The organism is Streptomyces sp. SM11 (genome assembly GCF_002910905.1).
Classification (GTDB): Bacteria; Actinomycetota; Actinomycetes; order Streptomycetales; family Streptomycetaceae; genus Streptomyces.
Genome location: NZ_NEUE01000298.1, coordinates 37,007 through 57,773, shown reverse-complemented (window position 1 = coordinate 57,773; position 20,767 = coordinate 37,007). Strand labels below are relative to the sequence as shown.

The 20,767-nt window shown below is 69.2% G+C and carries 15 protein-coding genes and 8 pseudogenes; 7 read left to right on the top strand and 16 right to left on the bottom strand.

Annotation, left to right across the window (positions count from 1 at the left end):
- Positions 1–27: 27 nt before the first annotated feature.
- The 3 genes and pseudogenes from B9S58_RS33430 to B9S58_RS33420 all read right to left on the bottom strand — a co-directional run bounded on the left by B9S58_RS33430 (position 28) and on the right by B9S58_RS33420 (position 4,300).
- Positions 28–2,439, bottom strand: a complete 2,412-nt coding sequence (locus tag B9S58_RS33430; protein WP_103535644.1) for a glycoside hydrolase family 65 protein — start codon at positions 2,437–2,439, stop codon at positions 28–30.
- Positions 2,436–3,269 carry an HAD family phosphatase gene (locus tag B9S58_RS33425; protein ID WP_103535643.1) on the bottom strand — a complete coding sequence of 278 codons (834 nt, stop codon included), beginning with the start codon at positions 3,267–3,269 and terminating at the stop codon, positions 2,436–2,438. The genes B9S58_RS33430 and B9S58_RS33425 overlap by 4 nt, the downstream gene beginning before the upstream one ends.
- Positions 3,256–4,300 (bottom strand): annotated as a pseudogene (locus B9S58_RS33420) (alcohol dehydrogenase catalytic domain-containing protein). Before B9S58_RS33420 ends, B9S58_RS33425 begins: the two are co-directional and overlap by 14 nt.
- 176 nt (positions 4,301–4,476) lie before the next feature.
- Here B9S58_RS33420 and B9S58_RS33415 point away from each other — a divergent pair.
- From B9S58_RS33415 to B9S58_RS33405, 3 genes and pseudogenes are all read left to right on the top strand, one after another.
- The gene (locus B9S58_RS33415) at positions 4,477–5,904 is read left to right on the top strand and encodes an MBL fold metallo-hydrolase RNA specificity domain-containing protein (protein ID WP_103535642.1); all 1,428 of its coding nucleotides are present in this window, start codon (positions 4,477–4,479) and stop codon (positions 5,902–5,904) included.
- Between the two features lie 73 nt (positions 5,905–5,977).
- Positions 5,978–6,627 (top strand): annotated as a pseudogene (locus B9S58_RS33410) (CBS domain-containing protein).
- Between the two features lie 41 nt (positions 6,628–6,668).
- A pseudogene (locus B9S58_RS33405) lies at positions 6,669–7,058 on the top strand (nicotinate phosphoribosyltransferase); the annotation flags it as partial.
- On the opposite strand, the gene B9S58_RS33400 reads toward B9S58_RS33405, so the two are convergent.
- The 5 genes and pseudogenes from B9S58_RS33400 to B9S58_RS33385 all read right to left on the bottom strand — a co-directional run bounded on the left by B9S58_RS33400 (position 7,003) and on the right by B9S58_RS33385 (position 10,272).
- Complete coding sequence (locus tag B9S58_RS33400) at positions 7,003–7,395, bottom strand: cation-transporting P-type ATPase (RefSeq protein ID WP_258045184.1); 393 nt, start codon at positions 7,393–7,395, stop codon at positions 7,003–7,005. The pseudogene B9S58_RS33405 and the gene B9S58_RS33400 overlap by 56 nt on opposite strands.
- 158 nt (positions 7,396–7,553) lie before the next feature.
- Positions 7,554–8,042, bottom strand: coding sequence for a flavodoxin domain-containing protein (locus B9S58_RS33395; RefSeq protein ID WP_308457941.1), 489 nt, complete (start codon positions 8,040–8,042; stop codon positions 7,554–7,556).
- A 20-nt stretch (positions 8,043–8,062) separates the two neighbouring features.
- On the bottom strand, positions 8,063–8,680 hold the full coding sequence (locus B9S58_RS39745) for a putative PEP-binding protein (protein WP_374935730.1): 618 nt from the start codon (positions 8,678–8,680) through the stop codon (positions 8,063–8,065).
- A 117-nt stretch (positions 8,681–8,797) separates the two neighbouring features.
- Positions 8,798–9,812, bottom strand: a pseudogene (locus tag B9S58_RS39740) (PEP/pyruvate-binding domain-containing protein).
- Positions 9,813–10,083: 271 nt separating this feature from the next.
- On the bottom strand, positions 10,084–10,272 hold the full coding sequence (locus B9S58_RS33385) for a universal stress protein (protein WP_374935729.1): 189 nt from the start codon (positions 10,270–10,272) through the stop codon (positions 10,084–10,086).
- A gap of 178 nt (positions 10,273–10,450) precedes the next feature.
- Between B9S58_RS33385 and B9S58_RS33380 the strand changes: the two genes are divergently transcribed.
- A complete protein-coding gene (locus tag B9S58_RS33380; protein WP_103535640.1) occupies positions 10,451–11,329 on the top strand; it encodes a universal stress protein in 879 nt (292 codons plus the stop codon).
- 90 nt (positions 11,330–11,419) lie between these two features.
- On the opposite strand, the gene B9S58_RS33375 is transcribed toward B9S58_RS33380, so the two are convergent.
- Both B9S58_RS33375 and B9S58_RS33370 read right to left on the bottom strand, forming a co-directional pair.
- On the bottom strand, positions 11,420–12,097 hold the full coding sequence (locus B9S58_RS33375; RefSeq protein ID WP_103535639.1) for a pyridoxamine 5'-phosphate oxidase family protein: 678 nt from the start codon (positions 12,095–12,097) through the stop codon (positions 11,420–11,422).
- A gap of 106 nt (positions 12,098–12,203) precedes the next feature.
- Positions 12,204–12,900 (bottom strand): annotated as a pseudogene (locus B9S58_RS33370) (universal stress protein).
- A 237-nt stretch (positions 12,901–13,137) separates the two neighbouring features.
- Here B9S58_RS33370 and B9S58_RS40355 point away from each other — a divergent pair.
- Positions 13,138–13,584, top strand: a pseudogene (locus B9S58_RS40355) (universal stress protein); the annotation flags it as partial.
- A 206-nt stretch (positions 13,585–13,790) separates the two neighbouring features.
- Here the strand turns inward: B9S58_RS40355 and B9S58_RS39735 are convergent.
- The 4 genes and pseudogenes from B9S58_RS39735 to B9S58_RS33350 form a co-directional block, all read right to left on the bottom strand.
- A pseudogene (locus B9S58_RS39735) lies at positions 13,791–13,994 on the bottom strand (rhodanese-like domain-containing protein); the annotation flags it as partial.
- A gap of 496 nt (positions 13,995–14,490) precedes the next feature.
- Positions 14,491–15,669 carry an acyl-CoA dehydrogenase family protein gene (locus B9S58_RS33360; RefSeq protein WP_103535637.1) on the bottom strand — a complete coding sequence of 393 codons (1,179 nt, stop codon included), beginning with the start codon at positions 15,667–15,669 and terminating at the stop codon, positions 14,491–14,493.
- Between the two features lie 178 nt (positions 15,670–15,847).
- Positions 15,848–17,002 carry a methyltransferase gene (locus B9S58_RS33355; protein WP_103535636.1) on the bottom strand — a complete coding sequence of 385 codons (1,155 nt, stop codon included), beginning with the start codon at positions 17,000–17,002 and terminating at the stop codon, positions 15,848–15,850.
- A gap of 126 nt (positions 17,003–17,128) precedes the next feature.
- Entirely contained in the window at positions 17,129–17,341 is a 213-nt protein-coding gene (locus B9S58_RS33350; protein WP_103535635.1) for a hypothetical protein, read from the bottom strand.
- 158 nt (positions 17,342–17,499) lie between these two features.
- Here B9S58_RS33350 and B9S58_RS39725 point away from each other — a divergent pair.
- Both B9S58_RS39725 and B9S58_RS33340 read left to right on the top strand, forming a co-directional pair.
- Positions 17,500–17,717 (top strand): annotated as a pseudogene (locus B9S58_RS39725) (GH25 family lysozyme); the annotation flags it as partial.
- Between the two features lie 265 nt (positions 17,718–17,982).
- Positions 17,983–18,795: an endonuclease I family protein gene (locus B9S58_RS33340; RefSeq protein WP_103535634.1), complete on the top strand. Its 813-nt coding sequence runs from the start codon at positions 17,983–17,985 to the stop codon at positions 18,793–18,795.
- Positions 18,796–18,819: 24 nt separating this feature from the next.
- On the opposite strand, the gene glsA is transcribed toward B9S58_RS33340, so the two are convergent.
- Both glsA and B9S58_RS33330 read right to left on the bottom strand, forming a co-directional pair.
- Positions 18,820–20,169, bottom strand: a complete 1,350-nt coding sequence (gene glsA, locus B9S58_RS33335) for a glutaminase A (RefSeq protein WP_103535633.1) — start codon at positions 20,167–20,169, stop codon at positions 18,820–18,822.
- 13 nt (positions 20,170–20,182) lie between these two features.
- On the bottom strand, positions 20,183–20,746 hold the full coding sequence (locus B9S58_RS33330; protein ID WP_103535714.1) for a hypothetical protein: 564 nt from the start codon (positions 20,744–20,746) through the stop codon (positions 20,183–20,185).
- Positions 20,747–20,767 lie beyond the last annotated feature (21 nt).

Below are 20,767 nucleotides of genomic sequence, written 5' to 3'. Positions count from 1 at the left end.
AGCCCCGCTGGTCTTGCGGCTGTCCGCTCACTTCGCGGATTCCTGCGATGGCAGATGAAACCAGTGCTCCCTGCCCGGCAGCACAGCCACCCTTCTGCCCTCCGGAAGCAGTACCACAAGAGCTCCCTGCGGCGAGGGCGGCACAGTGATGCCGATGCGTCCCGGGAGCAGCCGGAGACGCACCCCGCTGTGGCCCCGGAAGCACAGAGTGAAGGAGAAGCGAGGTATCTCTCTGAGTGCCACGGGGTCGATACGCAAACCCTCCTCGCAGGGTTCCAGCCCGGTGATGCCTCTCTCGACCAGATCAAGTGTTCCCGCCATGGCGCCCAGGTGGATGCCCTCGCCGGTCGTGCCGCCCTGGACGTCGGCCACATCGCTGAGGAGTGCTTCCTCCACGTACTTCCAGGCCTCCGGGCCCTTCTGACGCGCGAGGACCCAGCCGTGCACCAGGCTACTGAGTGTCGATCCGTGACTGGTGCGGGGAAGGTAGTAGCCGACTGTCCTGGTCCAGATCTCGTCGTCGATCCGGTAGCCGAGGCGGCCGAAGAGAGCGGTCAGCTCGGCGGGCCGGAAGAGATGGCCGAGCATGAGCGCGTCGGCTTGCTTGGACGCTTGGTAGTTGTTGACCGAGTCGCCCTCCGCCTCCAGGATCCCGTCCAGTCTCCGGATGTCGGGATAGCGGCGCCGATAGCGCTCCCAGTCGAGTTCCTCGAGATCCCCGTAGCCCTCGACCTGGCTCAGCACGCCGTGGTGAAAGGGCACGTACAAGCAGCGGGAGACGTCGTCCCAACGCGCGTGCTCCTCCGTGTCGATCGCCAGTCGCTCCGCGAGCTCCTCGCGCCGGGCATCGGGCAGTGCGTCGAAGACCTCCAGAGCCCGAGTCAGGACCCATGCGGCCATCGCGTTGGTGTAGGCGTTGTCGTCGATGCCCGGCCGGTCCGCGCCCGGATACGCGTCGTGGTATTCGTCGGGACCGACGACCCCCAGCAGCCGGTACCGGCCCCGGCCGGGGTCGAAGGCCGCCGCGCTCGCCCAGTACCGGGCTACCTCCAGCAGGATGTCCGCCCCGGCCGCGTGGAGGAACCCCGGATCGCCCGCTGCCTGCGCGTACCGCCAGGCATTGAGTGCCACCGCGGATCCCACGTGGTGCTGAAGGTGGGAGTGGTCCGGCAGCCACCGGCCGGAAGCGGGATTGAGGTGCATCGCCTGGGTCTCTTCGCGACCGGAACCGGCACTCTGCCACGGGTACATGGCACCACGCGCCCCGGTACGCCGGGCAGCTGCCCGGGCTGCGGGCAGTCGCCGATGCCGGTACATCAGCATCGCGCGGGCCACTTCGGGGAAGTGGAGGGTGAGATACGGCAGTACGAACAGTTCGTCCCAAAACACATGGCCCCGGTACGCCTCTCCGTGCAGCCCACGGGCCGGCACCCCGACGTCGAGCTCAGCCGTATGCGGCGACAGGGTCTGCAGCAGATGGAACAGGTGCAGGCGCAGTACGTGCCCGCTCTCCCCGGGGACGTGCAGCTCAGCCTGGCTCCACATGTGTTGCCAGGCAGACCTGTGCGAGCGGAGCAGTCGGCTGAAGAGCGGAGCGTGGGCGAGGCTCTCCAGGGCTGCGGCGAGCGGGGCACCGGCGGGGCGGTCGAGTGATGTGTGCAGGGCGACCGTCTTGGTGACCGTCACCGATTTACCGGGCGAAACCGGGAGAACGAACCGCTGCACGACAGCCCGAGCGGCGTGAACGTACTCGGCAGGTCGTGCCGGGCTGGAGGTGGTGCGGAGGGCGAGAGCGAGGTGGACCGCCGACTGGCCGGTCCGGCAGGTGAGCCAGGCGACTCCCCCGGGCTCCGCTCCTTTGCGTTGCTCGGTGAGGTGCTGCCCGTCGAGGTCTCCGTAGCGTTCCACTCCGGCATTGGTGACAGTGCCGTCGAGAATCGACTCGATCTCGAGTCGACCGCTCCAGCCGTAGGCTCTGAACGCGCTGCGTTGAGCGGCGAGCCAGGGAACTCCCATATGGACGAACCGCTCGTGGGTGACGTGCAGACCGCGTCCCGCACCGTCTCGGTAGAGCAGGCGTCGGGTGAGGACTCCGGCTCGCAGGTCCAGATGTGTGGTGGAGCATCTCAGTTCGGCGGAGTCAGGCGTGAGCCACTCCCCGGGCGGTCCGTCTTCGGGCAGGCAGCGGTAGCGCAGCAGCGTCCAGTTCGGGAGGTTGACCAGGTCTTCGTTCTCGACCATTCTCCCGGCGACGGTGGATGAGAGGCGGTCGTAGCAGCCGGCCAGGTAGGTGCCCGGGTAGTGCGCGTCGTCCGCCACGCATTCCGGAGTGCTGCCTCGCGTGGCGAACCTGCCGTTGCCGACGGTGCACAGGGTTTCGACCAGCCGTTCCGTGTGCGGATCGTAGGCGGAGTAGTTCCAGCTCCAGGCGTCGTTCATGGGCTTTCCACCCGTAGCTCGTCGACGAGAGCGGCAAGGTCGCGCAGCACAAGATCCGCCCCCATGCTGTGCAGCGCGGCATCCCTGTCGGCACTCGGTGTCCGGTCCAGTCCGACGACGAGCCCGAAGCCTCCACGACGGGCCGCGGCCACCCCGGCTTCCGCGTCCTCGACCACCGCGGCTTCGGCCGGGCGCAGTCCCAGCTGGGAAGCGGCCTCCAGGAACAGCGCGGGGTTCGGTTTGCCGGGAAGCCTGAGCCGTGCCACGTCCCTGCCATCGACCACGGTGTCGAAGAGGCCGAGAATTCCTGCCGCTTCCAGCAGGGCACCGGCATGGCGTGACGCGGAGGCCGCGGCGCACCGAATTCCCGTGGCGCGAAGGGATCGCAGTGCGGGAGCCACATCGTCGAACACGGGAACGGCCCGGGTCGAGAGCATGTGAGTGAAGGCCTGCTCCTTGTCAGCGGCGACCGCCCAGATGCTGGTGCAGCCGGGCTGGTCGTCGGGTGCGCCCAGTGGCAGCACAATGCCACGGTCCTTCAGGAAAGCGCGGGCTCCGTCGAGCCGTGCTTTGCCGTCCACGAGGCGTCGGTACTCCGCGTTCGCGTCGAAGGGAGGCTGTCGCGGGTCGCCGGGCCTCAGCTTCCCGATGCAGCGGTCGAACGCGACTTTCCAGGCAGCGGCGTGAAGGGACGCGGAATCGAGCAGAACTCCGTCGGTGTCGAAGACGACGCCCTGTGTGCCGGGCGCGACACCGGCTCCGGTCCCCGCGCCCGTCTGCTCGGAGGGAGATGCCGACGAGGTAGGAACCGGTGGGTCACCGCGGGGCATGGAGTGCGACCTTCAGGGCTCCGGTGTCCGTAGCCCTGAAGAACACGTCGTACGCCTCCTCCATCTGCCCCGGTTCGATCCGGTGTGTTACCAAATCGGCCGACAGTAGTCTTCCGTTCGCCAGCATCCGCAGCAGCATGGGGGTCGACGAGGTGTCCACCAGGCCCGTGGTGATGGTGACGTCCTTGATCCAGAGATCTTCGAGGTGGAGAGTGGCCGGTTTGCCGTGCACGCCGATGTTGGCGACCCTCCCACCGGGCCGGACCATCCGGGTGCACGTCTCGAAGGTCTCCGGTACGCCGACCGCTTCCATGACCACGTCGGCACCCAGACCGTCCGTCAGATCTGCGACAAGTTGCTGCGGCTCCTCGTCGGCACGGACGGTGGCTTCGGCACCGAGAGACCGGGCCGCGTCCAGCCGGGCGTCGGCGAGGTCGACGGCAATGACCCGCTCCGGCGAGTAGAGGCGGGAGGTGGCGACGGCGGCCAGACCGATCGGCCCTGCGCCGACCACGACGACGGTGTCACCCGGGCTCACCCCGCCGTTGCGGACACCGACCTCGTAGGCGGTCGGAAAGATGTCCGCCAGAAGGACGGCGTCGACACTGTCGACGGCATTGGGCAGCGGATAGACGGAGAGGTCGGCGAAGGGCACGCGGACGTATTCCGCCTGGGTTCCGTCGATGGTGTGCCCGAGCACCCAGCCACCTCCGCCCCGGCACTGTCCGTAGCGGGCCTCCCGGCAGAAGCGGCACCTCCCGCAGGCCGAGATGCAGGAGACCAGCACCCGGTCCCCCGGCCGTACGGTGCGGACGTCCCCGCCGACCTCCACCACCGTGCCCACCGCCTCGTGGCCCAGTACCCGCCCCGGGGGTCACATCGGGCACGTCACCCTCCACTATGTGCAGATCCGTGCCACAGATGGTGACCGTGTCAACGCGCGGAATGACATCGGAAGCGTCCTCGATACCCGGGTCGGGGACGTCCCGCCACGTGGTGCGGCCTGGCTCCTGGAAGACGAGCGCCTTCATGACATGGCCTTCTTCCTGTGCGTAACTCCGCGAGATTCGCTACCAGACTGACTCCACGGACCAGTGGTCCGCATGGGCCGGTCGGTCCCCATGAGGGCCCCCGGCGGTCCCCTGCTGTTCAGGGGGACCAGTGGGAAAGTGGGAGTGCGCCCGCATCGACGGCAAGGGGGTACTTCATGTCCCGGCCGACACCGCCGCCCGTCATTCCAGCCTCCCGTGCGGCTCTGCTCACGTTCCTCGGCGCCACGGGCACCGTGACCGGCAGCAAGTTCCTGGTCGAGAGCGACCGCACCCGCATTCTCGTGGACTGTGGGCTCTTCCAGGGTTTCGCCGATCTGCGGCGCCGCAACTGGGAGAAGTTCGCCCGTCCCCCCGCCGACCTCCACGCCGTCGTGGTCACCCACGCACACCTGGATCACTGCGGGTATCTCCCCCGCCTCGTCCGGCAGGGGTTTCGCGGCCCGATCATCATGAGCTCCGACACGGCTCGGCTCGCCGAGATCGTCCTGCGGGACAGCGCACGGCTCCAGATGGAATCGGCCCAGCACGCGAACGCCCACGGCTGGTCCAAGCACCGCCCCGCCAAGCCGCTGCACGACGACGCCGACGTGGAGAAGACGCTGAGCTTCTTCGATACCGTGCCGGTCGGCAGCGAGGTCGAGATCATGGCGGGCACCCGGCTGACACTGCACCGCGCGGGCCACATCCTTGGCTCCGCCTGGGCCCGTCTCACCCTGGAGGACGGTCACACGTTGGCCATGTCCGGCGATCTGGGTCGCCCGGGTCACCCGCTGCTGCTTCCCCCAGAGCCATTCTCCGGTGCCAACGTACTCCTGGTCGAGAGCACCTACGGCGACCGCCGCCACGCCCCTGCCGAGAGCCGCGCCGCCTTCGCCTCCACCATCGGACGAACCCTCGCGCGAGGCGGCACCGTCGTCGTCCCCGCCTTCGCCATCGACCGGACCGAAGTCGTCCTCCACGAACTGGTCGAGCTGCGCGCCGCCGGCGTCCTGCCCGCGTCGGTACCTGTGTACGTGGACAGCCCGATGGCCCTCGCAGCCCTGGACGTCTACCGGCAAGCGGTGCGCGACCGGTCACCGGAGCTCAGGCCGGACATTCTGGGCCAGGGTGCGGGAGCTCTGAGTCCCGACCCGTTCCTGGCGGCCCGGACGGTCCAGGAGTCCATCGCGATCAACAGTACGCACGGGCCGTGCGTCATCGTCTCCTCAGCCGGGATGGCCACCGGCGGCCGGGTCCTGCACCACCTGCGCCGACTGCTGCCCGACCCGCGCAACACCGTCGTCGTCGTAGGCTTCGTCGCGGCCGGAACACGCGCCAGAGACCTCGTGGACGGCGCCCCTGCACTCAAGATGTTCGGCGAGTACATCCCCGTCCGCGCTGAGGTCGCCGATGTTCCACACATCTCGGCGCACGCCGACGGGAGTCAGATCCTCGACTGGCTGCGCGGCTCCCCGCCCCCGCACACGACGTACGTGGTGCACGGCGAGCCGTCGGCGGCTGCGACGCTGCGCACCCGCATCTCCGACGAGCTCGGCTGGACCGCCGTCGTCCCACGCTCGGGAGAAGCCGTGCTGGTCCGATGACCGAATCCGATGACCGGCCCCAGCCTCACCAACTCACACCACGGACCTGCTCGCCGGCGTTGAGGAGAGGATCATGACTCCACACCCCTACACCGTGGCCGACGTCATGACAAGGAAGGTCGTCGCAGTCGCGCCGAAGGCGTCGTTCAAGGACATCGTGACTGCCATGTCACGGTGGTCCGTCAGTGCTCTCCCGGTCATCGAAGGGGAGGGCCATGTCGTGGGAGTGGTGTCGGAGGCCGACCTGCTGCCGAAGGAGGAGTTCCACGAGCGGCGTCCCGGTCTCGTGGAACAGATGCGCCGTCTGGACGCGACGGCCAAGGCAGGCTCCTTGTCCGCCGAGGACCTGATGACGCGGCCGGCCCTGACCATCGGCCCGGACGCGCCACTGCCGCAGGCCGCCCGACTGATGGCCACCCGCGGAGTGAAGCGCCTGCCGGTCGTCGAGGGGGCATCCTCAAAGGCATCGTCAGCAGGTCGGACCTGCTCCAAGTCTTCCTCAGGTCTGACGACGAGCTCGCCGGGGAGGTACGGGAGCAGGTGGTCGCCCGGCTCTTCCCCGTGTCGCGGGAGAAGGTGACCGTTCAGGTCGATGCGGGCGTCGTGACGATGTCGGATGTGGTCAGGGAATCAGGCCTGCTCCCGGTGGCAACTCGTCTGGCACGGGCTGTCGAAGGAGTGGTCGACGTACAGTGCGAGCTGACCGCTGCCGAAGCCGGTTGAGGGCATCCCACGCCGCCATGCGTGACCCTGGTCTGCGGCGCATGCTCGAAGTATCCCAGGTGACCAGCACGGATCTGTACGAGGTCACGATGGCATTGTCCTATGTGCGTGAAGGCATGCGGGCACCAGCCACGTTCAGCCTCTTCGCTAGGAATCTTCCCCCCGGACGGGGCTTTCTCGTCACGGCGGGACTCGAACCGGCGCTCGACTACCTCTCCGGGTTCCGGGGCGAGAAGTCGGACACGGACGAGTTCGCCCAGGTACTGCGCCTGCCTCCCGAGGACCTCGCACCGCTGCGGGGGCCGGCTTTCGACGGCCAGGTCCGTGCTGTCCCCGAGGGGCGGCTGGTCTTCGCCGGAGAGCCCTTGCTGGAGGTCACTGCCCCGCTGCCCCAGGCCCAGTTGGTGGAGACGTACCTCTTGTCGCTGGTCTGGCGAAGGTGGCGTTGACCGCGATCACGGCGAGGATCGCCCAGCCGAGCACCGCCAGTCCGGCCACGAAGGCCAGGGCCGCGGCGGCCCAGAGCAGGAGAGCCAAGGGGTGGGCGAGCTGTGCGGACAGCTCGCGAAGGAAGGAGGAATGGGCCTTCGACCGCACTTCGCTGGGGCCGTGGACAGCGAGGCGACAGGATACCCCTCGCGCGGAGAGCCCTTCGGGCCCGGTGGCGAGCTCGCGGCGCAGTCGGGGAACCGGCTCGCTGGGATCGAATGTCTCGCCCGGCGTCGGGAAGGCGTTGCCCTTGCCTTCGGTCGGCGGTTCCTCAGTCATCGCCGGTCCCGGGGCGCAATCTCACCGGACGCGCTGCGGGGGTGCGCGGGGGTGGCGCGGACCACGGAGCAGCGCTCGTCGACGGGCCGCTCATGGTCGTTGTCCTTCACCATGCCGCCCTCCTGCGTGCTCGCGACAGCCCTGGCTCACTCGACCGGTCAGGAGGAAGTGGCGAGTTGGGCTGCGATGTGGTGGGCCCATTGGCGGATGCGTTCCGGGTTGCGGAAGTCACCGCCCTTCCCGTGTCGGACCAGACTGTGGGCGATCCGGCCCGGAGTCTCCGCCGTGAGAGCTCCGCCGAACGTGATGTGCTCCCGTGCGTCGAGACGCTGCATCCAGCGGGCAACGCCACGTATCGGCGCGATATCCCGCCGTTCGGCCGAATCGTCGACCGGACCGCTGCTGAAGAGATAGACGGGCCGCTGCCTCAGCTGCCCCGCATGACGTCGGGCGCACCGGCGGGCCTCGACGTGCCAGCGTCCTGCGTAGACAGCGCCACCGAGAATCACGGCGTCATAGCCGCTCACGTCGTCGACACGGTCGGCGGGCATCACCATCGCGTCGAATCCGTCGGAGCGAAGCGCCTCTCCCAACTCCTCAGCGATTCCCTGTGTCGCTCCGTGCTTGCTTCCGTAGGCGATCAGCACACATGTGTTGTGCATGTCATTCACCTTGTTCCTGGGTGGACATCCCCATCTCTCCGAAGGCCCTCGGCGCGCGCCACATGTTCCTTCACCGCAGCGAAGCTGTCCGGGGCCACAGAGATCGAGTCGATGCCGGACCTCACGAGGAACTCGGTGAAGGCGGGATCGTCACTGGGCCGCTGACCGCACAGACCGACGGTGCGTCCAGCCTCATGAGCTCCGGCCACCAGCCGGTGGATGCTGCGAGTGCCGAGCGTCAGCTGGGTCAGGTCGTTGCTTCCGATGGAGAAGCCGTCGAACCGTTCACTGAACTCCCGGACAAGGATGATGTTGGAGGGTATCTCGGCCATGACGTAGATCTTCAGCCCGTTCTGCCCGCGCCTGAGGCCCTGCGCGCCCATCACATCGAGCACCAGGTCGGCCTCGCCGGGCGTCCGGCAGAACGGAATCATGACGACGACGTTGGTGAGACCCATCTCGTCGCGGACCCGGCGAAGGGCACGGCATTCCAAGGCGAATCCATCGCTGTAGTAGCGGCTGGCGCCTCGCCAGCCGATCATCGGGTTCGCCTCGTCGGGCTCGAAGGTGCGGCCCCCGAGCAGCCGCGCGTACTCGTTGGTCTTGAAGTCGCTGGTACGCACCACCACGGGGTCGGGCCAGCGTGACGCGGCAATCCGGGCGATACCTTGGGAAAGCCGGTCGACGAAATACTCCCCCGGTCCTGGTATCCCTCGGTGAGTCGCTCGATGCCGCGGCGGTCATCCGCGTCGAGCTTCTCCGGGTGAAGCAGCGCCATGGGGTGGGCCTTCACCTGATGGGCGACGATGAACTCCAGCCGGGCGAGCCCTACGCCGTCGGCCGGCAGGCGCCACCGCCGCAGGGCGGCGGACGGATCGGCAAGATTGAGCATGATGCGCGTACGCGTCTTCGGGACGGTCGAGAGATCGGTCTCGCGCTCCTCGTAGGGGAGCAGACCGCCGTAGACGCGTCCGCGATCTCCTTCCGCACAGGACACCGTCCAGGTCCATCGGGCAGCCGTAGTGCTCCTCGACAGCTCTGGCCCATCCGGCGAGGGTGCGGACGTCGTCGTCGCCGAGCACCCGACGTACGCGTTCGCCCGGGGATGTGTCCACGGTGCGGGTGAGTCCTGTCCCCGCGTACACGGTCTTGCGCTGTTTGGCGCCCACCCGCATATCGATCAACGGGTTCAGGGAGGAGTCCTTGAGGCTGGGCTTGAAGACGGTGTACTCGTCGGGGTCCACCTGTCCACTCACCACGGTCTCGCCGAGTCCCCATGCCGCGCTGATCACGATCACGTCGGGGAATCCGGTCTCGGGGTCCAGGGTGAAGATCACCCCTGCGCCGGCACGGTCCGCGCGGACCATGACCTGCACACCCACCGACAGCGCGACGGACAGGTGGTCGAAGCCCATGCGTTCCCGGTAGTCGATGGCCCGGTCGGTGAACAGCGAGGCGAAACAGCGATGGCAGGATTCGAGCAACTGTTCAGGTCCGCACATTGAGGTACGTATCCTGCTGACCGGCGAAGCTGGCCTCGGGCAGATCCTCGGCGCTGGCGCTGCTGCGCACGGCGACGGAGGGATCCTCGCCACCCGTGCGGCGAGCGAGATCCTCGTAAGCGCTGACGATTTCGCCCGGGAGCGATGTCGGCAGCGGTTCGCGCAGTATCAGCGCGCGGATGGCCCGACCGACTTCCTCCAGCGGGGCTCCGTCGTGCAAACGCGCGATCTGATCCTCGATGGAGGTATGCAAGCCGTGCGCGGCCAGTAGTTCCTCGTACGCCTGGGCAGTCGTGGCGAATCACGGCGGGATACGCACGCCTGCGGCGCCGAGGTGTGCGGTCAGCTCACCGATCGAGGCGTTCTTCCCGCCTACGCTCTCGATGTCCTGACGGCCGAGCTCCGTGAACGGAATGACGTGTCGCCGAGATGCTATGACGGTCTCCGTAGGTTCAAGCGGTCAGCGAGGCAAGGGCGTCCGAAGGGGGCGTGCGCGAACTCCGAGCCTGCCCCACAGTGCACAGTCACTTGGCTTCCACACCCGCGTAGAGCATTCGGCGATCGGTGTCAGCGGCATGGACGACATGGAGCGGCCGACCGCGACGATCCGCTTCCTCCGCAGCCCACAGCGCTGCCGTGCGGGCCGGGGCCGACGCGTCCACGCCGACAACGACGCCACCGAGTTCGACAGGGTCGGGAGTGGGGCTGGTCATGGCTCCTCCTCGGGATGGTCCAGAGGCATTCACACGTTACGGTTCCACCGCAGCGCGCGGTCGGCATGGGCCATTCGGTCCTGATCGAGACCTGTCGGCCCTCCCCTCGCCCGCGTCACGGCGGGACGCTGGCTGCAGGGTTCCGCCCAGGGGCCCCGCACGCCGAGGAGGCGTTGTCATGACGCGTCACGTCACGGTCGGTTTGGACGAGTCGCCCGAAGGTATCGCGGCAGCCCATTGGGCCGCGCGTGAGGCCGCACTGCGCGGTACCCGGTGGCACCTCGTGCACGTGGAGGAGTGGCCGGTCACCCCGGAGATCCCGCAGACCTTCACAGAGTCGCTCGTCGAACGGTACGAAGCTCTCCTGCGGGACACCGCAGACAGGGCCCGCCGGGATCACCCCGGTCTGGAGGTGACCACGGATCTGGTTCAGGGCCGGGCCGTCGACGAGTTGACGCGCGCCGCGAACGAAGCCGAGGTCACCGCTCTCGGGTCACGGGAAATCGGCAGACTTCTCGGCTTCCTCATCGGTTCGGTGTCACTGGGCGTCGTAGCCAGAACGCGGAGCCCGGTGGTTCTCGTGCGTCCGCAGGAGACCGACGCCGCCGCCCCGTCCGAAGGACCCTCGGACGGCCTACCCGGGATCGTCCTGGGCCTTGATGTTTCCCACCCCTGCGACCCGCTCCTCGCCTTCGCCTTCGAACAAGCGGCCCGCAGAAGCACGCCACTGCAGGTCGTACACAGCTGGTCACTGCTGGCAACCTACACGTATGCGGCGGTCCTCGACCCGGACGTCGGCAGTGGCCTCGGTCAGCACGCCGCCCAAGCACTCACCGAAATGCTGCGCCCCTGGCGGGCCGAATTCCCCCAGGTCGACGTCTCGGAGACGGCAGTCATGGCTCCGCCGGCCAGCGAGCTCGTCCAGGCGTCCCGAGGAGCCGATCTCGTCGTTGTAGGTCGGCGCAGCAGCAGACCTTTGGGGCCCCATGTCGGCCACGTCACCCACGCTGTGATTCACCACAGCTCCGCACCGGTCGCCGTAGTCCCCTTCGAGTGACGTCAGCCGCAGCCAGCGCCTTCGTAGCTGCGGGCCTGGTGCCGCGCCCTCCCCACTGAAGGGCGCAGCACCAGGCCCGCAAGGGCCGCATCAGTCGGCGTCGCCCGGGGCATCGGGAACAAGAATCTTCCGCCCAGTGACTCGTCGGGGCCCGAGGAGCATGACGTGCTCACGCTCCTCACCTGCCCAGGGAGTCGAGTACGCCGTTTCCCTGAGCCGCTGGGCGGCCTCTTCGTTCGACACCGAACGCACGGTTCCGACGATCAACACGCTCCAGCCCTTACTGAAGGCGTCATCGATATGGTCGGCCTCGAAGGCAATCTCCGCGTCGGCGGCAGCGGCGAGTGGGGAAGCACCCCCCGTACTGAACATGACTTCGCCGTCCAGCACCTGGTAGTTGACCGGCAGCACGACCGGTCCGTCCTCCATCGTCAGGGCAACCCGCCCTACGCCGTGGTCTCCCAGCAGCGTCCAGCACATTGCCTCGTCGAGTTCGACCATCCGGGCCCTACGGGCTCCGCGGCCGAAGCCGGGCGGCAGGTCGCCCGTACTTCCGGACAGTTCCTGAACCGTGGTCTCCAGCGCGTCGGCCAGCCGGAGCAGGAAGCCGATGCCCGGTGTGGCGGGCTGTTCCTCGACATACTCGATGTAGCCGGGCGCGGCTCCTGCCCGCAGCGCTACGTCCTGCCGGGACAGTCCGAGCTGCAGGCGGCGTGCCGCGATGCGTCGGCCCATGTCGCCTTTGGCCGGAGGCGGTGCTGAGGACATCGCTGGCTCCTTGCTCCTCGACTTCTCCCGCCGGGGCGGGTCCTGCGGCTCACGCTAGCCAGAACCGGGAGCAGACGCAGCGCGGAGGCTGTCCCGGTGTCGGGACTCAGACGTCGGTCGTCGCGGCATCGGTGAGGCGCTGGGGCACGACGACGACAGGGCACGCGGCGTGGTGCAGCGCTCGGTGGGCCACCCTCCCGAGCTCAAGGCCGATATGGCTCCCCTGGCCTCGTGCTCCGACAACCAGCAGGTCAGCAGCGGCCGACCGCTCGACCAGAATCTTGGCAGCCGCCCCCTCCACGGTGGCCCTGCTCACCCGGACATCCGGGTACTCCCGGGCCGGTCCTTCGAGGGCCTTGTCGAGAAGCGCGGCGGCACGCTCTTCCGCCGAGTGTGCCGGATCGCCCGTGATGAGCGGGTGCTCGGCGGGCCTCGGGGCCGGTTGGCGCCAGGCGCTGAGAGCGCTGAGGGCGCAGCCGCGAACGGCTGCCTCACGGAAGGCGAAGCGCACCGCAGGAGCCCCGACGTCCCTGCGGCCCACCCCCAGGAGGATGCGTTGGTGTCGGGAGGCGAGCGCTATGTCATCCCCACGTACCACGACCACGGGACACACGCTGCGGGCCGCCACGACGAGGCTCACCGAACCCAGCAACACGGACGCCACCTGCCTCGTACCGCTCCCAGAGCGAGGCGTACACCAGCCTCAGCGGGGTCGCATGACGCGCGGCCTCGTCAGCGGCCCAGTCCACTGCTTGAAGACTGGATTCAGAGCCGTCGCCCCCTACAACCAGCGGCGCTTGCATCATGCCCACCACCCTTCTGCGAAGGATTGACTGCTCCCAGGCTGGCACCGGGCACAATGCCGGGCCAGGGCCGGTCGGTCCCCACCTCTCGCCGACCGACCCAGGAGCGGTACGGGGCTGGGTGTGCTGTGGGCTGATCGGTACCGGACAGGGCCGCATGGCCCCTCCTCGGCCAAGGCATCCACGTCGATGCTGAGAGAAGGGTCGTCACTCCTCGGCAGACGGGACTGAGCCAACATGACAAGGACGGGCTTTCCCCTGAATCCGGGCGGGCCGCAGGCAAGCGGCATGATCGGTTCGGTGGTCGCGGGTTTCGGCGGATCCCCGCAGAGCAGCGTGGCCGCATACTGGGCCGCCCGGGAGGCCGGCCTACGTGCTGTCCCTCTTCGACTCATTCATGTCCAGGAGCCGTCGGCTCTTGGACACGTCTTCCGCGCACTGGACAGTCGAAGCCGCTGTTCTGCACAGCATCTCCTCGCCCAGACAGCCGAAGAGCTCCGTAGGACATTTCCCGCCCTGGACATCAGCATCCGTTCAGTGGACGGCAGACCAATCGACGTGCTGTCCGAGTCCGCTGCGGACTCGGACATGATCGTCCTCGGCTCCCGTGCGCTCGGGCCGGTCATGGGCTTCGTCCTCGGCTCCGTGAGCATGGCGCTCATAGGCGCCACGAACTGCCCGACTGTGTCGGTTCGGGCCAAGGACGACGCCTCGTACGGCGACCTGGTGGTGGGCGTCGACGTACGCCAACCCTGTGAGGCATTGCTCCGCTTCGCCTTCGACGAAGCGGAGCAGCGCGGCTGCGGCATTCGCTTCCTGAGTGCTTGGGCTCTGCCTCCGCTCGTGGGATACGGGGCGGCGTACGACCCGAGGGTGCACGTTCAGTTGGACGGCCGTCCCTGCGCTGCCACCGGAATCGCCGCACCTGCGGCCAGGTCGGTGAGCGGTGCGTGCACCGCGCCGGGAGCGTGGCCGGTTCGCCACTCGACCTCTTCCCGGACATCCAACAGAACGGCTTCGGGGCAGCTCCCTGCCGTACGGGGCCGGGCCTCGTCGACGGACAGGCGCTGTCCACTTCCACGGTGAAGGAACACATGGCCCGGTCCCGCTCCAGCCACGACTCGAACCCCACCAGCGACTGCGTCGTTGCCGCCCAGTACCAGCCCGTGAAATGCCGCCGCCCGCGGTACGACGTGAACTGTCGCACCGGGAGCACCGACTCGAACCGGACCCGGGACACCGCCTCCATCACGGGCTTCCGCAGCCCGCAGCCCTCGCCCTCAGCCCACTCGACATCGATCAGCCCCAGATCCATCGCCATCCCCGACTCCGCGTACCTGCCGAGAACGACCGTGACAGGTACAGCGAGAACCGGACCAGGAAAATGAGATCAAACCCCACGTACGGGGCAAACGTCTTCGCTCAGCGCGCGACGCGGTGAGAATCCGACAGCACGAACGAGAAGCCGTGAGAATCCGACAACCTCACTGCGACAGGACACAAGTGACGGACACCGCCGTCAGGTTCGAAACAGCTCAGCGCCAACTATCCCGCTTCAGTGCCAACCAAAAAGCCTCGTCACACACGACATCACCGCCGCACGCGCGGCATCCCCAGCCCGATCCACGAGATGATCTCCCGCTGGATCTCGTTGTTGCCGCCGCCGAAGGTGAAGATCACGGCCGAGCGGTAGCCGCGTTCCAGTTCGCCGTGGAGCACCGCGCCGGCCGAGCCCTCCTTCAGCGCGCCCGCGGAGCCGACGATCTCCATCAGCCAGGCGTAGGCGTCCCGGCGGGCCTCGGAGCCGTAGACCTTGACCGCCGAGGCGTCCTGGGGGGTGAGGGTGCCGTCGTGGAGGGCTGCGACCATCTGCCAGTTGAGCAGTTTCATCACGTCCAGGCGGGTGTGGGTGCGGGCGAGCAGGGCACGGACCCAGCCGAGGTCGATGACCCTTCGGCCGTCGGTGAGCTTGGTGTCGGCGGCCCAGCGCTGGACGTTGTGCAGAGCGCGGACCGCCATCGTGCCGTGGGCGGCGAGGGTGACGCGTTCGTGGTTGAGCTGGTTGGTGATGAGCCGCCAGCCCTTGTTCTCCTCGCCGACGCGGCGGGACACCGGGACGCGGATGTTCTCGTAGTAGCTGGCGGTCGTGTCGTGCGAGGCGAGGGTGTTGATCAGGGTGCAGGAGTAGCCCGGGTCGCTCGTGGGGACCAGGAGCATGGTGATGCCCTGGTGCGGCGGGGCGTCGGGGTCGGTGCGCACGGCGAGCCAGACCCAGTCGGCGGTGTCGCCGTTGGTGGTCCAGATCTTCTGCCCGTCGACGACGTACTCGTCCCCGTCGCGCACGGCCCGCGTCTTGAGGGCGGCGAGGTCGGTGCCCGCGTCCGGTTCGCTGTAGCCGATCGCGAAGTCGATCTCCCCGGCCAGGATTCCGGGGAGGAAGTGGGCCTTCTGCTCGTCGGTGCCGAACCGCATGATCGTGGGCCCGACGGTGTTCAGGGCCATCAGCGGCAGCGGTACGCCGGCCTGGGCGGCCTCGTCGAAGAAGATGAACTGTTCCATCGGGGTCAGTCCCCGGCCGCCGTACTCCTTCGGCCAGCCGACCCCCAGCCAGCCGTCGGCGCCGAGACTGCGGACCGTATCGCGGTAGAAGAGCTTCTGGGCGGCGGGCTCCGCGTAGCGGGCGTAGGCGTTGTCGGGCACCAGGGCCGCGAAGTAGGTGCGCAGTTCGGTACGCAGCCGCTGCTGCTCAGGCGTGTATTCGAGGTGCACGGCCCCTCCAGAGTCTCGCTCGGCGTCGTCCGTGTGCGGCGGCGCACACAGTAGAACGTGTTGCAAGAATCCGGAAGGGCCGGAGGGCGTCCGGCAGTTGCGCTCGGACCGGGGAGCGGCCCGGCAACCGGCCCGGTGGGCGGCGCACGGCAAGCAACGCCGGGTGCGCCGCTCCCGGTCAGCGCTTGACGGCGCGCAGGACCACGAACTTCGCGTCGCCCGCGACCGTGGTGCAGTTCCCGAAGATCCGCCGCAGGTGGACGTGGTACGAGAGGTGCCGGTTGCCCACGACCCAGAGCTCGCCGCCCTGGCGCAGGGCGGTCCGCGCCCCGGCGAACATCGTGCGGGCGGTCGCGTCGGTGGTGGCGAGGTGCGAGTGGAACGGCGGGTTGTTCAGCACCAGGTCCACGCTGCCCGGATCGAGGTCGCCGAGACCGTCGCCAACCAGGAAATCGGCCTTCGCGCCGCCCGGCGCACCGGCCCGGAAGGTCTCCTCGGCGGAGGCGACCGCCCCGTAGGACTCGTCGACGAAGGTGACGTGCGCGTCGGGGTTGGCGATGGCGGCGGATAGCCCGAGGACGCCGTTGCCGCAGCCCAGGTCGACGACCCGGACGGCACCGCCGCGGGTGGGCAGGTGCTTCAGGAAGAAACGGGTGCCGATGTCGAGGCGCTCGGCGCAGAAGATCCCCGCGTGGTTGACGGTGGACAGGCCCGAGACGGGGCCCACGTCGGCGGGCAGCTCGTAGCGGTACGGCCACGGGCTCGGCGTACGCGGCAGCCCGGGGTCCGGCGTGCAGAAGATGAGCCGCGCCTTGCGCACCGCGAGGGAGGTGCGGGTCGGGCCGATGATGCGCTCGAAGAGCTTGAGCGTGGAGGTGTGGATCTCCTTGACCATGCCGGTGCCGATGACCACCGTGCCGGCGTGGACGGCGGGGGCGATCCGGTGGAGCTGGTCCTCCAGGAACGCCAGGGACTTGGGCACCCGGACGATCAGGACGTCGATCCGGTCCGGCGGGGTGTCGCGCGAGGACAGGAGCCGGACCGCGCTCTGGTCGATGCCGTTCCGGTCGAGGTTGGCGAGGGTGGCGCGCCGGGCCAGGTAGGAGTCGCTGATCTGGACGGGCCGGTGCTCGGCCAGCGCGGTGGCGAGCGCTCCCCACCGGTCCCCCACGACGGCGACCGTACCCGAGAGGTCGACCGGACCCGTCTCGGGGTCAGTCAGCTGCCGGAGCAGGTATTCGTCGGCGGCGTCCCACGCCCGGAAGGGATCGCGCGGGTGCTCGGGGAAACGGGCGAGCTCGAAAGCGCCCTGTGAGGTCGTCAAACGGTTCATATGTCACTCAGGCTAACCGAGGGAACCGGGGGCGCCCCACACGCTCCCCGGCTCCTCGGCCGCCTTCACCTCGGCGTACGGCTCCAGGCACCGCCCGCCGGGTGTTCCCGCGGCCCCGCCGGGCGGTCAGGGCAGTTGTTTGTCGATGGCCGACCGCCCCTCGGCGGCCAGCTTGCGCCGCGCCCATTCCAGGGTCTTCGGCGTCAGGTCCCGCCCGGAGGCCAGCACCAGGTCCTCCGCGCTCGGCCGGTCGCTCGCGCCCGTGTGCAGGAGCCGGTCGGGCGTAATGCCCCCCGGCCCGGACACAGCCGCGGATACGGATTCGGGCTCTTCGCTCATGCCGCCTCCTCGTCCTTGCGGCAATTCTCGCCCCCCGCGGCCCCCGCCGCATCCGAGGAGCGCGCGCCCGCCCGCCCGGGAGGGTGAGTCCACCCTCGGCCGGCCTGGGGAGTGGGCAGGAGAGGGAGGTCGTTGCCCCATTCCGCGAGGTGGTGCCCATGCTCCACCACGTCGACGTCAGCGCCTGTCAGCCCTCCCGCGACACGGACGGACTCGGCTTCTCGTCCTGATCGAGTCCGCCGAAGGCCGCACCCATGTCAATCCGCGTCCGGACGCCCAGGTGTAACGGGCCCGGGGCGCCGAGTGCGTCGTCGGCTTCCATCACTTCCTCCGGCCGGGGGACGTGGCGGATCAGGTGACGTACCTCCTGACGCGTCCGGGCCGCCGGGTAGCGCCGGACAGCACCGGACAGCACCACTCCGTCCACTCCGGAGGCCTTGCGCCGCCGCGGCGGACGGCCGTTCCCGGCGGGTTCCCACCACCCGATTCTTGACCTGCACATGATAGATGCACAGTGTTCACCCGTGGGGCACGGTGCGTGTGGAAGGCTCCCGGCTGACCACCTACCGCACGGCCGCCGCAGGGGCACTCCCACCCAGGGTCCTCGTCGCGGCGCCCGCGTTTCGGAGAGGACACCCCACATGTCCCGTAGTCACTCGTTCTACGCGCGTCCACTGCTCGCCGCGGCAGCAGCCGTCACCGTGCTCGGCGGCACCGCCGCCGCGGCCCCCGCGGACGACTCGCCCGACCGACACACCGCCACCGCCCTCGACGACACGTACTACCGGGACGCGCTCGGCAAGACCGGAGCCGAGCTCAAAACCGCCCTGCACACGATCATCAGCGACCAGACCAAGCTCTCCTACCGCCAGGTCTGGGGCGCCCTCAAGGCCACCGACGAGGATCCCGCCGACTCCTCCAACGTCGTCCTGCTGTACACCGGGCGCTCCCAGTCCAAGAACGACAACGGTGGCAACTCGGGCCAGTGGAACCGGGAGCACGTCTGGGCCAAGTCGCACGGCGGCTTCGGCACCGCAACGGGTCCGGGCACCGACGTCCATCATCTGCGCCCCACCGACGTCCGGATCAACTCCACGCGCGGCAACAAGGACTTCGACAACGGCGGAAGCGAACTGGGCAACGCGCCCGGCAACTTCACCGACGGCGACTCCTTCGAGCCGCGCGACGCGGTCAAGGGCGACGTCGCCCGCATGATCCTCTACATGGCGGTGCGCTACGAGGGCAACGACGCCTTCGCCGATCTCGAACCCAACGACCAGGTGAACAACGGGTCCGCGCCGAAGATGGGCAAGCTGTCCGTCCTGAAGCAGTGGAGCCAGGAGGACCCGCCGGACAGCTTCGAGAAGCGCCGCAACAACGTCATATTCGAGCAGTTCCAGCACAACCGGAACCCGTTCATAGACCACCCCGAGTGGGTCGGGTCCATCTGGTAGACCCGGCCCACCCGGCAGTCCTGCTCAGCCCTCCCCGGCCAGGGCCCGCGCGCAGCCTTCGACGGCACTCTCACGGGTGGCGTAGCGCGGCAGGTCCTGGCCGGTCCGCTCCCGTACGAGATCGGGCGGGCCCAGCAGATCGCGCGGATCGACGACCGCCGCGCGCCGCCCGTCGCTGGCCAGCCGGGCGAGCCCGGTGTGCAGCATGGCCAGGGCCACCGAGTCGATGGACGTGACGTCGTGCAGGTCGAGCACCACCGAGCCGCCGTCCGGCCCGGACTCGTCCAGGGCGTACAGCACCCGTTCGGCGGCCGTGAAGTCGATGGACCCCTGGGCGACGACGACGCCGACCTTTTCGTGGAGGACTCGCTCGTGCTCGGTCGAGGGCGCCGACGGCAGATCGTCCGCGGTCGTGACGAGGCTGACGGTGGAGCCCGGCAGCGCGGGGTTGAGCATGAGGTGGAGCCCGTAGCGTTTCGACATCGTCTCCAGCGCGGCGTGACCGCGCACCGAACCGCCGGTGGTGTCCAGCGGCGGGCTGTACGTGGCGACCCCGAAGCGGGCGGGACCTACCGCGATGAGGCCGCCGGACACCCCGCTCTTGGCGGGCAGCCCGACGCGCAGCAGCCAGTCGCCGGAGCCGTCGTACATGCCGCAGGTCGCCATGACGGCGAGGACCTGGGCGGCGACCTCGGCGGCGACGACCCGCTCGCCGGTGACCGGGTTCACGCCGCCGTAGGCGAGCGTCGCGGCCATCGTGGCGAGGTCGACGGCGGTGACGCGGATCGCGCACTGGCGGAAGTACCGGTCGACCGCCAGGACCGGGTCGACGGGCATGGTGCCGGTGGAGCGGATCAGGTACGCCAGCGCCCGGTTGCGGTCCCCGGTCACCGATTCGGAGCTGAACACCTCTTCGTCGACGTCGAGTTCGCGTCCGGCGAAATGGCCGAGGCAGTGCAGGATCCGGTCGAAGGCGGGTTCGTCCGGAGCGTCGGGGATCAGGGCGGTGGTGACGATCGCGCCGGCATTGACCATGGCGTTGGCGGGCCTGCCCGTACCGGGTTCGAGGCTGATGGCGTTGAACGCCTCGCCGCTCGGCTCGGCGCCCACCCAGCGGCTCACCTCGTCGAGGCCGAGGAGGGAGAGTGCCAGGGCGTAGATGAACGGTTTGGAGACGGACTGGAGGGTGAAGGGGACCTCGGCCTCGCCCGCGCCGTAGCGGTGGCCGTCCATGCTGACCAGCGCGAGCCCGAAGGCGTCGGGGTCGGCGAGGGCCAGCTGGGGGATGTAGTCGGCCGGTTTCCCCTCCCGTACGTCGACGAACTGGGCGCGCAGGGTCTGGAGCGAGTCGGTCACCGCGTCGGCGGCACTCATGGACGCCGCCCGCTCAGCCGCGCTCGGCCTGGGCGACCCGGGGGAAGGTCTTCACCCCGGCGGCCTTGCGGCTGTTGGCCTGGGCGGTGACCGTACGGTCCGGCGGTGCCTCCTCGACGCCGACGACGACGGTGTCGAGAACCTTGTCCTCGGCGTCGACGAACTCCACCTTCACGGCGTAGAACGCGGCCTGGTCCGTGGGGTTGGTGACCCGGACGAGTGCGCTGCGGACCTCCTCGGACGCGGTGAGCGGCAGTCCGTTGACCGAGACGTCGCCGACCGCGTTGCCCCGGCCCTCGACCTCGTCCAGCCGCTCGGCCGCCTCCTGCCGTACGCGTTCGGACTCGGCGGACACCGAGGCCGCGAAGCTCTCCTGGGTGCGCGGGCTCGCGGCCTCGGACGGCGATTCCTCCGGTTCGGGCGTGAGGGTGTGGACGCCCCGGTCGGTGCCTTCGCTACTGGTGTCGGAGTCGCAGGCCGCCGTGGAGGCGAACAGCAGGGCTGCCGGCGCGAGGGGGGCCAGGGTTCGGGCGGCGCGGCGGCCGCGCGCCCGGCGCGCGGGGAGGTTCGCTTTCACGGACGGTCCGTCCAATCCAAG